The sequence below is a fragment of the Kribbella yunnanensis genome (genome assembly GCF_039529655.1).
GTDB classification, from domain to species: Bacteria; Actinomycetota; Actinomycetes; order Propionibacteriales; family Kribbellaceae; genus Kribbella; species Kribbella yunnanensis.
The window spans coordinates 1-13776 of sequence record NZ_BAAANF010000004.1; the positions used below are offsets into that span (position 1 = coordinate 1).

Below are 13776 nucleotides of genomic sequence, written 5' to 3' on the forward strand. Positions count from 1 at the left end.
GATCCCATCAAAGACAGCGTCGTCAGTGCTCAAGCGAGTCATCCGCCAAGAGCCACAACCATCATCACTGTGCTCAAGGTGCGCCGGCCGGGGCAACCTTGAGCACGGTTCGACCGTTTGGGTGGGTGCCGGATGGTCGGTGGGTGCTCAAGGTGACTACCGGGCCCCCCGTTCTCGGGTCCTCGGGGATGTCTGGTGCGTTAGTCGGAGGAAAATCGGCGGCGCCTGGACCTCGAAAATCTTCCAGCTAACGCAAAGACTCGAGCCTCACGCACCTGAGCCATAGCCCGTCAGCCCAGGACAACGCGAGCCGCGGTTGCCGACCTCGCCATCCGGCTCAGCCACCCGCGTGGCCCGCTCTCTTGCTTTGTCGGCCGCCTTTGGCGGTCGAGTCGGGGGTACAGACCGAAAGGGACTCGGCCGGGGACGTGCGCTGTGGCTGATCGCCGCTTCCGGCCGACTAAAAAGAAAGCGTCGCTGGGCGCCGCGGTGGCTCGGCTGGATGGCGAGGTCGGTGACCGCGGCTCCAGGTCGTCCGGGGTTTCCGGGCTGTGGTTGCGGTGCGGGAAAGAGACCGGCTCCCGGCTGACCGTCCCCCTCGCGTGCCCGTGCTGTCGATCGCGCGTTGGGCGGTAACTATTTCGCGTATGGCACCCCAAAGTTGCCGGCTAACGCAACCACCGCGCTAACGTCCGAATATCCGGAGACCATGCGTGCGGTCGTTCGGACGTTGGCGGGGAGAGGTGATTAACGTCCGCCGATTCGGAGACCACGCGTGCGGTTCTTCGGACGTTGTGGCGGCGGGACTCTGGAATCCGGTGCGAGGGCTACTGGATTTGGGAGGCGGCTTGTTCGTCCAGGAGCCAGAGGGTGCGGTTGCGGCCTTTGGGGGCTGAGGCGGGGAGGGTGCTGGTTTCCTTGAGGGCTTCGGCTACTGCTTCGGCTTTGTCCTCGCCGGAGACTACGAACCAGACCTCGCGGGAGCGGTTGAGCGCCGGCACGGTGAGTGAGATGCGGGTCGGCGGCGGCTTGGGCGAGTCGTGGACGGCGACGGTGGTGACGTCGACGACCTCTAGCTGGGGGTAGCCGGGGAAGAGTGAGGCGACGTGACCGTCGGGGCCGACGCCTAGCATCAGTACGTCGAAGGCTGGTACTGCGCGGCCTTTGACGTCGCTGAGGGCTGAGATGGTGGCGGCGAGTTCGGTTGCGTAGACCTCGGCGGCAGCTTCGGGGGTTTGGCCGGTGTCCGCGGGCATCGGGTGCACGCGGGCTGGGTCGAAGTTGACGTGGTTCAGGAGTGCGTCGCGGGCCTGGGTCTCGTTGCGCTCGGGGTCGCCGGGCGGCAGGAAGCGCTCATCACCCCACCAGAACTCGACCCGCTGCCAGTCGATCGTCGCACTGGCAGGTGACTCGGCCACCGCACGGTAAATCGCAGCCGCGACCCGACCGCCGGTCAGCACTACCTGAGCCACCCGGCCGTTGCTCTGGGCATCGACCAGCGCGGTAACAAACCGAGCCGCCACCGCATGAGCCAACGCAGTCGCGTCCCGGTGAATCAGCAGCTCCGGGTCAATCACCCGCTCCGGCCCGCTCATGACCGCCCCGCCACACGCTTGCTGGCCGGCTTCTTCGCGACAGCCTTCTTGTACGCGCCCGACTCCGTCTTCTGGCCCGCAGCCGCCTTCTTCGCGGTTGCCTTCTTCGCCGTCGAGCGGGCGGCCGTCGAGCGAGTCGCGGTCGCACGCGCAGCTGACGACTTCGCCGTGCGCTTCGACGTCGCCTTCTTGGCGGCAGGCTTCTTAGCCGCAGCGTTCTTCGACGCGGCTACCTTCTTCGCGGGGGTGGCCTTCTTGCCGGCGGCGTGTGCCTCGAGCTCGGCTGACGCAGCCTTGCCGCCGACCGCAGCAGTCTTCGCGGCCGCCTTGCTCACGGCAGCTTGCGTGGAACGACGGTCGGCTTCGGTGACCTTCTTCGCCGAGGCGGGCATGTTCTCCCGTTCGACCATGCAGGCGAGCGTTTTCGCGTACACGTCGTCCGGGTCGAGCCGGCGCAATTCCTCGCTCAACAGCTCAGACGGCGTACGGCGCTTGAGTGCGACCGGACGATCCGGCGCACCGGGAATCGTGAACGTCGCGACCGAACCATCCGGGCGCGTCAGCGCGATCGGCCCCGACGACGTGAACATCCGTACGGCGGTGATGCCCGGCCCGCGCGAGTTCTTGTGTTCGACCGGGACGCCCAGCCGGCATTGCAGCCAGGCGGCCATCAGGTCGGCCGAGGGGTTGCCCTTGGCTGACACGACCTCGGCGGCCAGCACCTTCGTCGGGTACTGGTCCAGCGCAGCCGCCATCAGCGCGCGCCACGGCGTGAGCCGCGTCCACGCGAAGTCGGTGTCGCCAGGCGCATAGCCCTCGGCGCGCGCGGTGAAGTCAACGGAAGCACGCCGACCCGCGGCCGCGTCGGTGACGCGACGGCGAGCGAGGCGCCCCAGCGGGTCCTCGGCCGGGACCTTCGGTCCGCCACCCGGCCACCAGACGATGACGGGGGAGTCCGGCAGCAGCAGCGGCGTGATGACCGACTCGGGAACCCGGGCCAGCTCGCCGTGCAGCCGCAGCAGCACGGCCTCACCCGGAATGCCCTCGCCGACCCGGACCTCAGCATCCAGCCCGGCAGCCCCGCGCCCCGGCCGCAGGATCGCGACCAGAACTCGGGAGGGGTGCTCGCGCCCGGCTTCGTTCGCGGCCTTCATCGCGTCGTGGTGTGAGGCCTCGTCGACGACGACCACGATGGTGCCGACCATGCCCATGGCCGGGGAACCCGCGCTCCGGCGGGCCTTCAGCAGCGCGGACGCGATCTCGCTCGACGTCGTGCCGGTGAGGTCGATGATCATGGCCTTCTCCAAGCGCGTCCGTCGCGGGCGAGCATCTCGTGCGCAGAATCGGGTCCCCAGTCGCCGGACGCGTACTGCTCGGGCGTTCCGTGCGAGGCCCAGTAGTTGATCACCGGGTCGAGGATCTTCCAGCCCAGTTCGACCTCGGTGTGCTGCGGGAACAACGGCGGATCACCGAGCAGTACGTCGAGGATCAGCCGCTCGTACGCTTCGGGCGACGACTCGGTGAACGAACCGCCGTACTGGAAGTCCATGTTGACGTCGCGGATCTCCATCGACGTACCGGGCACCTTGGCGCCGAAGCGCATCGTGATGCCTTCGTCGGGCTGGATCCGCAGGACCAGGGCGTTCTGCCCCAGCTCCTCGGTTTCGGTCTTGGTGAACGGCAGGTGCGGGGCGCGCTTGAACATCACCGCAACCTCGGTCACGCGACGCCCGAGGCGCTTGCCGGTGCGCAGGTAGAACGGGACGCCGGCCCAGCGCCGGGTGTCCACGTCGACCCGCATCGCGGCGAAGGTCTCGGTCGCGGAGTGCGCCGGGATGCCGTCCTCTTGGAGGTATCCCTTGACCTTCGAACCACCGGCCCAGCCGGCCGCGTACTGACCGCGGGCGGTGTGCAGGTCGAGGCGATCGGGCAGTGTGACCGCCGCGAGCACCTTCTTCTTCTCCTGTCGCAGCGACCATGCGTCGAAGCTGACCGGCTCCTCCATCGCGACCAGTGCGAGCAACTGGAGGAGGTGGTTCTGGATCACGTCGCGGGCTGCGCCGATGCCGTCGTAGTACCCGGCCCGGCCGCCGATGCCGATGTCCTCGGCCATCGTGATCTGGACGTGGTCGACGTAGTGGCTGTTCCACACCGGCTCGAACATCGCGTTGGCGAACCGGAGGGCCAGCATGTTCTGGACGGTTTCCTTGCCCAGGTAGTGGTCGATCCGGAAGACCGCCTCCGGCGGGAAGACCGACTCGACCACACGGTTCAGCTCACGAGCACTCTGCAGGTCGTGACCGAACGGCTTCTCGATGACCACCCGGCGCCAGGAACCCGGCTTCTCCTCGGTCAGGCCGTGCTCGGACAACTGCTGCACGACCTGCGGGAACAGGCCCGGCGGGATGGACAGGTAGAACGCGTGGTTGCCACCCGTCCCACGGCTGATGTCCAGCTCGTCCACGGTCTCGCGCAGCCGCTTGAACGCCTCGTCGTCGGTGAGATCACCGGGCACGAACCGGAAGCCCTCGGCAAGCTGCTGCCAGACCTCCTCGCGGAACGGCGTCCGCGCGTGCTCCTTCACCGAGTCGTGCACGATCTGTGCGAAGTCCTGGTTGGTGAAGTCGCGCCGGGCGAACCCGACCAGTGCGAAACCCGGGGGCAGCAGCCCCCGGTTCGCCAGGTCGTAGACCGCCGGCATCAGCTTCTTGCGGGCCAGGTCGCCGGTGACACCGAAGATCACCAGGCTGCACGGCCCGGCGATCCGCGGCAGCCGCCGATCCTGCGGGTCGCGCAGCGGGTTCACCGGGCCGACCGGCCCTTCGTCGAGCTCAGCGGTCATCAGCCGCAAGCCTCCTGAGTTGCTTACTTCGTGAACAGAGAAAGAAGTTGCTGTACGCCGCTCGCCGGATCGGTCAGGTGGAGCCGCAGCACCGGCCGGCCGCGCTCGGCGAGGACGTTCGCGTCACCGGCTGCCTGAGCCGAGATCAACGTACCGAAGGTGAAGGGGCGATCCGGGATCTCCACGTCGGCCGGGTGCGCCGCCGTGATCTGCAGGAACACGCCTTCGGGGTGACCGCCCTTGTGGTACTGGCCGGTCGAGTGCAGGAACCGCGGTCCCCACCCGAACGTGACCGGGCGACCGGTCTTCCCGGCGATCGCCGGCCGAACACCAATGAGCGAAGCGTCGCGCTCCGAGTCCAGGTAAGCCATGACTGCGACGTACCCGACCTCGTCGAGCTGACCCAGCAGCGCGTCGACCGCGCCCTGCAGCGAGTCGACACCGTCGAGCAGACCCTCGGAACCGCGCACCTCGACGACACCGTCGGTGAAGGCGGCCTCCTCCGGCTCCGGCTGCGCGTCGAGCAGACCGCGAGCGGCCTTCTTCGCGCTCTCGACGTCCGGCTGGTCGAACGGGTCGATGCCCAGCAGGTAGCCGGCCACCGCCGTCGCCACCTCCCAGAGCAGGAACTGCCCGCCGAGCGAACCCGAGGTGAGAGCAGTCGGTACGCCGCTGGTCGGCTTGCCGGCCAGCAACGCGTTGGTCAGGTCGGCCGCCTCGCTGGTCAGCTCCGGAGCGCCAAGCTCGACGGCAACCGGCAGTACGCCGGTCCCGAGCTTGCCGGTGCTCTCGGCAATCAACTGCTCGGCCCAGTCCGGGAAGCCGACGATGTCGGACCCATCGGCCGTGATGATCGCCTTGTCGCGACCCTCGGACGCGGCGAGCACCGCACCCAGCCACAGGGCCGGGTTGTCCGTGGAGTCGGCCTGCAGAGAAGGCGCAGCCTCGGCGGCCTGCTCCAGCAGCTCGGCGATGTCCGCACCGGCGAGACCGGACGGCACCAGGCCGAACGCGGTCAGCGCGCTGTAGCGACCACCGACGTTCGGGTCGGCGAGGAACGTCTTGCGGTACCCCTCGTCGGCCGACAGCTTCTCGAACGGCGAACCGGGGTCCGTGACGACCACGATCCGCGACGCCGCGTCGATCCCGGCGTCGGTGAAGGCCTTCACGAACGTACGGCGGTGGCTGTCGGTCTCGACCGTGCCGCCGGACTTGCTGGACACGACGACGACCGTCTTCGACAGGTCACCGGCCAGCGCCCGAGCGACCACGCTCGGGTCGGTCGAATCCAGGACGACGAGGTCGACTCCCGCCGTACGGGTGATGACCTCAGGGGCCAGCGACGAGCCGCCCATGCCGGACAGGACGACGCGGTCGATGCCCTCGGCCCGCAATGCGGCCTGCAGGGCCTCGATCTCGACCAGCAGCGGCCGCGACGTCTCGTGCAGGTCCACCCAGCCGAGCCGGATCGAGGCCTCGGACTCGGCGTCCGGACCCCAGATCGTCGCGTCCTTCGCGGCGATCCGGGAGGCGATCTTGTCCTCGACGAGCTTGTTGACGACCTCGGTCCAGTCGCCGTTGTGAGTCGTTACACCAGTCACTTGGCCGCACCCTTCAGCGCCGCGGTGACGGTGTCCTGGAGCTCGGACCAGGATGCGTCGAACTTCGCGACGCCCTCGTCCTCGAGGATCTGCACGACCTCGTCGTACGAGATGCCCAGCTTCTCCAGGTCGTCGATCACCTTGCGGTCGCCCGCGTAGTCGCCGCGCACCGTGTCGCCGGTGACCTCGCTGTGCTCCTCGACCGCCTTGATGGTTGCCTCGGGCATCGTGTTGACGACGCCGTTGGTGACCAGGTTGTCGACGTACAGGGTGGGGGAGTACGACGGGTCCTTGACGCCGGTCGACGCCCACAGCGGGCGCTGCGGCTTGGCGCCGGCGGTCTCGATCTCGCGCCAGCGGTCGCTGGAGAAGATCTCCTCGTACGCCTCGAAGGCGAGCCGCGCGTTCGCGACCGCGGCCTTGCCCTTGAGGGCCTTTGCCTCGTCGGTGCCGATCGCTTCGAGCCGCTTGTCGATCTCGGTGTCGACGCGGCTGACGAAGAACGACGCCACGCTGGCCAGCTTGGTCACGTCGTGACCGTTCTCGATCGCCTGCTCGAGGCCGGACAGGAACGCGTCCGCAACGGCCTTGTAGCGCTCGAGGGAGAAGATCAGCGTCACGTTCACGCTGATCCCGGCGGCCAGCGTCGCGGTGATCGCGGGCAGACCCTCCTTGGTGGCGGGGATCTTCACGAACACGTTCTCGCGGCCGACGATCTCCCACAGCAGCTTGGCCTGCTCGATCGTGCCCGCGGTGTCCCGCGCCAGACCCGGCTCGACCTCGATCGAGACCCGGCCGTCCTGGCCGTCGGTGTCGTCGTAGATCGGCTTGAACAGGTCGGCGGCGTCACGGACGTCGCTGGTGGTGATCACCCGGATCGCCTCGTCGGTCGAGACGCCCTGGGCGGCGAGCTTGCCGACGGTCTCGGCGTACGCGTCGGCGTCCGAGATGGCTTTGGCGAAGATGGTCGGGTTCGTCGTCACCCCGACGACGTGCTTGTCCTCGATCAGGGCCCGCAGGCTGCCGCTGTTCAGCCGCTCACGGGACAGGTCGTCGAGCCAGATGGAGACACCCGCGTCGGCGAGTGCTTTCAAGCGATCGTTCATGTCCGATGCCTTCTTCCGGAATCTTCTGTTGTGAGGTTGTCAGGCTGCGTCGGCCGGACCGACCGGGCCGGACGAGGCACGCTTCGGCGGTACGCCGGGACCGGAGATACCGGCCGCCGTCGCGATGCTGTCCTTGGCCGCCTGGACGACAGCCTCGGTCGTGATGCCGAACTCGTCGTACAGGGTCTGGTAGGCGGCGGACGCGCCGTAGTGCTCGATGCTGACGCTGCGGCCGGCGTCGCCGACGACGGCGTGCCAGCTCTGGGCGATCCCGGCCTCGACCGAGACGCGGGCCCGTACGTCGGCTGGGATGACGGTCTCGCGGTAGGCGTCGTCCTGCTCGTCGAACCACTCGCGCGACGGCATCGACACGACCCGTGCGTTGATGCCCTGCTCGGCCAGCTTGGTGCGGGCCTCGACCGCGATCTGCAGCTCGGAGCCGGTGCCGATCAGCACGACGTCCGGCGTACCGTCGGTGTCGAGGAGCGTGTAGGCGCCCTTCTTCACGTTCTCGGTGGTCGCGTAGCCGTCGGTGCCGCGCGGGAAGGTCGGCACGTTCTGCCGGGTCAGCGCGAGGGCCGCCGGGCGGTCGGTGTGCTCGAGGACTGCCTCCCAGGCGGCGGCCGTCTCGTTGGCGTCACCGGGGCGGACGACATCCAGGCCCGGGATCGCGCGCAGCGCCGACAGGTGCTCGATCGGCTGGTGCGTCGGGCCGTCCTCGCCGAGACCGATCGAGTCGTGCGTCCAGACGTAGGTGACCGGCAACTTCATCAGCGCCGCCAGCCGGACGGACGGTCGCATGTAGTCCGAGAAGACGAGGAAGGTGCCGCCGTACGGGCGGGTGCCGCCGTGCTGGGCGATGCCGTTCAGGATGGCGCCCATGCCGTGCTCGCGGATGCCGAAGTGCAGGACGCGGCCGTACTCGTCGCCCTGGAAGGCTTCGGTCGAGTGCACCGCGGGGATGAACGACGGCTGACCCTTCGGGGTCGTGTTGTTCGAACCGGCGAGGTCGGCCGAGCCGCCCCACAGCTCCGGGAGCTCAGGCGCGAGCTTGGACAGGACCTCGCCGGAGGCGGCGCGGGTCGCGACACCCTTGGCGTCGGCGTCCCAGCTCGGCAGGGCGTCCTTCCAGCGGGCCGGAAGCTCACGCCGGCTCAACCGGTCGAACAGCACGGCCTGCTCCGGGGACGCAGCCTTCCACTTCTCGAACTCGGCGTTCCAGACGTCCTCGAGGGCCTGGCCGCGCTCGACGGCCTGGCGAGTGTGCGCGATGACCTCGTCGGCGACCTGGAAGTTCTGCTCCGGGTCCCAGCCGAGAATCTCCTTGGTGGCCGCGACCTCTTCGGCGCCGAGGGCGTTGCCGTGCACCTTGCCGGTGCCCTTCTTGGTCGCCGACGGCCAGCCGATGATCGTGCGCAGCTGGATGAAGCTCGGCTTGTCGGTGACCGCGTTGCCGGCCTCGATCGCGTCGTACAGGGCCTGGACGTCCTCGTCGTACCCGGTGCCGCCGTTGGTCCAGTCGACCGTGCGGACATCCCAGCCGTACGCCGCGTAGCGGGCCGCGACGTCCTCGGAGAACGCGATGTTGGTGTCGTCCTCGATGGAGATCTTGTTGTCGTCCCAGATCACCGTCAGGTTGCCGAGCTGCTGGTGACCGGCCAGCGACGACGCCTCGGACGAGACGCCCTCCTCCAGGTCACCGTCGGACGCGATCACGTAGATGTGGTGGTCGAACAGGCTCTCGCCCTTCGCGCTCTCGCGGTCGAACAGACCGCGCTCGCGGCGGGCCGCCATCGCCATCCCGACCGCGTTGCCGACACCCTGGCCGAGCGGGCCGGTGGTCGTCTCGACGCCGGGGGTGTGCCGGTACTCCGGGTGGCCGGGGGTCTTGCTGCCCCAGGTCCGCAGCGCCTTCAGGTCGTCGAGCTCCAGGCCGAAACCGGCCAGGTAGAGCTGGATGTACAGGGTCAGGCTCGAGTGCCCGGCCGACAGGACGAAGCGGTCGCGACCGGCCCAGTGCGGATCCGCGGGATTGTGCCGCATCACCTTCTGGAACAGCAGATACGCCGCCGGCGCCAGGCTCATCGCCGTACCGGGGTGGCCGTTGCCGACCTTCTCCACGGCGTCCATCGCGAGGACCCGCACGGTGTCAACCGCACGCTGGTCGAGCTCGGTCCATTCAAGCTTGGGGCTGGTCTTCTCCGTCACGCCGGCGGCGCTCCTCTCGATGGCTGTCACCACAGGTGCTGGTTCTCGGTCAGGAGCCTACTCGCCAGCACGTTTCAGGCGTCTCACAGATGAGCAACTCGGAGGTGAACGTCGTTGTTCCCGGACACACCCAGGGGGGTGGTCGGGCCCTCCTACGGGGCGTCGTAGACTGTCGAACCGTCAGCGCCGGTACCCCGGCGTCAACCTTCTGAGTTCGAGGTGTTCGTGACGGCCGTCGACCCGCGTCCAGCCGCGACGACGTCGTACCCGACGCCGCTGCCGGATCCATCTTCTGTGGTGTCTCCGTCGGTGCGCGACGTGGTGAAGGCGTACGTCGGGCTGACCAAGCCACGCATCATCGAGCTGCTGCTGATCACCACCGTGCCGGTGATGTTCCTGGCCGCCGGGGGAGTCCCCGGCCTGGGCGTCGTCGCCGCCACCCTGGTCGGCGGCATCCTCGCCTCCGGCAGCGCGAACACGATCAACTGCGTGCTCGACCGCGACATCGACGAGCAGATGCGCCGCACCCGCCGCCGGCCGTTGCCGCGGCACGCGGTCAGCCCCCGCTCGGCGACCATCTTCGGCGTCGTCCTCGGAGTGCTGGCCACGCTGGAGCTCGGCTTCTTCGTGAACTGGCTCTCGTCGATCCTCGCCCTGGTCGCGAACCTGTTCTACGTCTTCGGCTACACGATGATCCTGAAGCGCCGGACGGTGCAGAACATCGTCTGGGGCGGAATCGCGGGCTGTTTCCCCACCCTGATCGGCTGGACCGCAGTCACCAACTCGCTGGCCTGGACCCCGATCGTCCTGTTCGGCGTCGTCTTCTTCTGGACGCCGCCCCACACCTGGTCCCTCGCCATGCGGTACCGCGAGGACTACGCCTCGGTAGACGTCCCGATGCTCCCCGTCGTCGCCACCCCGGTCCAAACCGCCCGCCAGATCATGGCCTACTCGGTAGTGATGGTCCTCACCTCCATCGCCCTCTGGCCCGTAGCCGACACCGGCTTCGTCTACCCCGCAGCCGCCGTCGTTCTGGGCATCGTCTTCCTCCGCGAAGCCCGCAACCTCCTCCGGAGAGCCCACACCGGCGCCGACGGAGCAGCGCTCCGCCCCATGCGCCTCTTCCACTTCTCCAACATCTACCTAGCCCTCCTCTTCATCGCCGCCGCCATCGACCCGCTGCTGCGCTAAAGGACACCGCCTCCGGCGGCGACAGACCTTCTGGCGCCTCCGGCGCGGCGGCCCCAGGTGGTTCCGCCGACATGTGGTCGGGCGGACGTGCATCACCCACCAACCGGTGTTTTCGGCGCTCGCGTGTGATCAGGTGAGCGTGTGCCGCCGACATGCGGCGAGTTACTGGGTGATGGCGGTCCACCAGACCAGCCCGCCGGGTGACCACCCCGGCCTGGTCGGGACCACCCCCTTCCGGAGAGCGCCCCCCAACCCTGTCGATCGGGCTCACGGCGCCCCCACCCCCACAACCACGTGTCAGCTAGCCGCGTTGCACGCGACGCAGGAGCGGGCTGGAGCGGCAGCTGCCTGCGGATCAACGGTTGGGCGCAACTGCTTTTGCGGGGAAGCGGCGGCAGCCGCGTGAACGGGTGGGTGGGGCGCACGGGCGGAGTACGCGACGGAGGAGCGCGCGTGCCCGGAGCGAGGGGGTAATCGCGTGGGGCGGACCACCAGACCCCGGGCGACCCCAGCCCCCGGTGATCGGCCCCAGCACGCCCCCCACCTCCACAAGGACGTGTCAGCTAGCCGCGTTGCACGCGACGTAGGAGCGGGCTGGAGCGGCGGCTGCCTGCGAATGGACGGTTGGGCGCAACTGCTTTCGAGGGGAAGCGGCGGTAGCCGCGTGAATGGGCGGGTGGGGCGCACGGGCGGGAGCGCGCGTGCCCGGAGCGACGGGGCGGACCGCCCCCACTCACTTACTTGGGGGCGGTTGCGGGGTTCACGCTCAGCGGATCGTTCGGGCAGGGCTTGGGCGGGGGTTAGTGAGTGGGGCAGGTCCGCGATCGAGGCGAGGCGTCGGGGCAGGCGGAAGTTGAGGATGGTGACTTCGGGGTGTAACGCGGAGTAACACTGCTGACAACTGCGGGCGATAGCGTCCGGCGCGTGAGTTTTCTACCTCGCCGACGGGTGCGGCTGTGGTTCGGTCCGCATGTGCTTGCGGACTTCATCGGAGAGCCGGCTTCCGCTGACCGCCATGAGGCCGCGATGCGCCGCCGCTTCCCTGGCGTGCACATCACCAACGAGCCGTTGCGGACGGCGGATTGCAGTCCGACTGAGGTGAATCGCGTCTGAGTCGGCAGGCGACGGCGCAGAGTTATGCCCTTGTGGGCCTTGACCCCTGGGAGGTGTGGTGTTGCGATGTTGGGGTCTGTGGAGGGGCTCCGCGTCTGGGGAGACACAGATCTCAGGGGGTTACACAGTGGGGGCACGAACACGAATAGCCGCGATTGCGGCGCTTGCGTTGGCTGGGTCCATGCTGGTGGCGGGGCCGGCTGAGGCGGGCGGGGTACTGAAGCCTGTGGCAACGAATTTGAATGGTCCACGGGGTGTGGCGACGTATGGGCACAAGGTGATCTACGGCGTCACGGACGGTTCGGTGTATGCGACCGATGGTCACAAGACGTGGAAGCTGGGGCAGGTGCCGGGTGGGTTCCCGCCGGCGGTCGACACCAACCGGTGGGGTACGACGTATGCGCTGACCAGCGCGGGTGGTGAGCCGGGTCAGCCGATCCCGCCAGGTGGGGCGAGCCTGTTCCGGTTGCGGCCGGGGAAGTCGCCGGTCGTGGTGGCGAATATTGCGAAGTACCAGGCCAAGGACCCGGATCCGTACAACCTGGCCGATCCGCCGACCGAGTCGAACCCGTTCGGGGTGGCGGCGTTGAAGGACGGCACGGTTCTCGTGGCGGATGCTGCGGGCAACGACCTGTTGCGGGTGTGGCCGAATGGGAAGATCAAGACCGTGGCGCGGTTGAAGCCGCGAGTCGTGACGGTGCCGACTGGTCTGGGACCGGATGCGCCGCCGGCTGGGACGAAGATGCCGAGCGAGGCGGTCGCGACCTCGGTGACTGTCGGGTCGGACGGCTACTGGTACGTCGGTGAGCTCCGCGGCTTCCCGGCGACCAAGGGGACGTCGCAGATCTGGCGGATCAAGCCTGGCTCGGTGAACGCAGTATGCGACCCGGCGAAGCCGTGGAAGGGCAACTGCAAGCGGTACGCCGATGGGTACACGTCGATCGTGGATCTCGCCGGTGGGCCGCATGGCAAACTCGCCGTGGTCCAACTGGCTCGCGACAGCTGGTTGAAGTTCGAGATGGGTGGTTCGCCGATCGGGTCGCTCATCGTGCAGGACAAGTGGGGCCACCGGAAGGAACTTGCCCGCGGCAAGCTCAACCTGCCGGGTGGGGTCGCCTACAACCGTTGGGGCCAGCTCTTCGTGTCGTCGCCGGTCTTCGGACCAGGGGCGGTCTACAGGGTTAAGTAGCCGGCGTACCGCGTTCGCCGTACACAGCTGTGACGAGCGCGATCAGTAGTGCCGCGAAGAACATGTGAATGAGGACCAGCACCCAGGGCAGGTGGGTGAAGTACTGCGTGAAGCCCACCACGCCCTGGAGTAGCTCGGCCGCGAGAAGCCAGGACGCGAGCTTGCGCAGGGTGCGTGAGGTCGCCGTCACCCGGGTGGCGATCACGAGAGCGATCGTGATGCCGAGCAGCCCGAAGACCACGTCGGCGTGGAGCTGACTGATCAGCTCTTCGTCGAACCCGTTCCGGCCGGTGTCCGGATCGCCTGAGTGCGGCCCGGCGCCGGTGACGAGGGTGCCGACGGCAACGGCCAGCCAGACGGCCACCACGGATGCCGTGGCGAGCGCCCGGACGACCGGGGGAGTGTGCGGGTAAGGACTGGTTCGCGACCGGCGCATCATCGACACGGTCAGCGTGATGATGACCGGCGAGACCAGGAAGTGCGCCGACACGATCCACGGGTTCAGACCCGTGAGGACGCTCACACCGCCGATAACAGCCTGCAGCGGTACGCCGAGCGCCGCCGCCGTCGCCAGTCTCCGCAAGTCCCGGCGGATCGGCCGGTAGCGCATCACCGCGAGCCAGGTGCCGATCGCAACAATCGCGACCACGAACCCGAGCATCCGGTTGCCGAACTCGATCGCGCCATGCATCCCGAGCGCGGCATGCGGCACGTACGACGAGTCCGTGCACGACGGCCAGGTCGGGCAGCCGAGTCCGGAGCCGGTCAGCCGGACGAGACCGCCGGTGACCACGATGCCGATGTTGACGATCACCGAAGCCCAGCCCCAGCGCCGGACTGCGTCCAGGCTCGGCTCGGGCACCAGGCGCCAGAACCGGCCGACTGGTTCAGTCTGTTGGGGCGGAAGATCGGTCGTCATCACCGGCACACT

The 13776-nt window shown here is 68.5% G+C and carries 10 protein-coding genes; 3 read left to right on the plus strand and 7 right to left on the minus strand.

The annotated features are described in order from the left end of the window. Nucleotides 1–827: 827 nt before the first annotated feature. From pgl to tkt, 6 genes are read right to left on the minus strand one after another with little or no spacing between them, the layout of a single operon-like run. Entirely contained in the window at nt 828–1595 is a 768-nt protein-coding gene (gene pgl, locus ABD231_RS06890; RefSeq protein WP_344146768.1) for a 6-phosphogluconolactonase, read from the minus strand. Next, nucleotides 1592–2890 (minus strand): glucose-6-phosphate dehydrogenase assembly protein OpcA, encoded by a 1299-nt coding sequence (locus ABD231_RS06895; RefSeq protein WP_344146771.1) that lies wholly within the window; start codon nt 2888–2890, stop codon nt 1592–1594. Before ABD231_RS06895 ends, pgl begins: the two co-directional genes overlap by 4 nt. Continuing rightward, a complete protein-coding gene (gene zwf, locus ABD231_RS06900; RefSeq protein WP_344146774.1) occupies nt 2887–4437 on the minus strand; it encodes a glucose-6-phosphate dehydrogenase in 1551 nt (516 codons plus the stop codon). Before zwf ends, ABD231_RS06895 begins: the two co-directional genes overlap by 4 nt. 23 nt (nt 4438–4460) lie before the next feature. Further along, on the minus strand, nt 4461–6038 hold the full coding sequence (locus tag ABD231_RS06905) for a glucose-6-phosphate isomerase (RefSeq protein WP_344146777.1): 1578 nt from the start codon (nt 6036–6038) through the stop codon (nt 4461–4463). Further along, a complete protein-coding gene (gene tal, locus ABD231_RS06910) occupies nt 6035–7144 on the minus strand; it encodes a transaldolase (RefSeq protein WP_344146779.1) in 1110 nt (369 codons plus the stop codon). The genes ABD231_RS06905 and tal overlap by 4 nt, the downstream gene beginning before the upstream one ends. Before the next feature lie 39 nt (nt 7145–7183). Continuing rightward, complete coding sequence (gene tkt / locus ABD231_RS06915) at nt 7184–9274, minus strand: transketolase (RefSeq protein ID WP_425554157.1); 2091 nt, start codon at nt 9272–9274, stop codon at nt 7184–7186. 297 nt (nt 9275–9571) lie between these two features. Here tkt and ABD231_RS06920 point away from each other — a divergent pair, with 297 nt between their 5' ends. The 3 genes from ABD231_RS06920 (at nt 9572) to ABD231_RS06930 (ending at nt 12845) form a co-directional block, all read left to right on the plus strand. After that, complete coding sequence (locus tag ABD231_RS06920) at nt 9572–10543, plus strand: heme o synthase (protein ID WP_425554152.1); 972 nt, start codon at nt 9572–9574, stop codon at nt 10541–10543. Nucleotides 10544–11467: 924 nt separating this feature from the next. Continuing rightward, nucleotides 11468–11656 carry a hypothetical protein gene (locus tag ABD231_RS06925; RefSeq protein ID WP_344146785.1) on the plus strand — a complete coding sequence of 63 codons (189 nt, stop codon included), beginning with the start codon at nt 11468–11470 and terminating at the stop codon, nt 11654–11656. A gap of 181 nt (nt 11657–11837) precedes the next feature. Beyond that, nucleotides 11838–12845, plus strand: a complete 1008-nt coding sequence (locus ABD231_RS06930; protein ID WP_344146788.1) for a ScyD/ScyE family protein — start codon at nt 11838–11840, stop codon at nt 12843–12845. Here the strand turns inward: ABD231_RS06930 and ABD231_RS06935 are convergent. Beyond that, on the minus strand, nt 12838–13764 hold the full coding sequence (locus ABD231_RS06935; protein WP_344147833.1) for a COX15/CtaA family protein: 927 nt from the start codon (nt 13762–13764) through the stop codon (nt 12838–12840). The genes ABD231_RS06930 and ABD231_RS06935 overlap by 8 nt on opposite strands. Nucleotides 13765–13776: the final 12 nt, after the last annotated feature.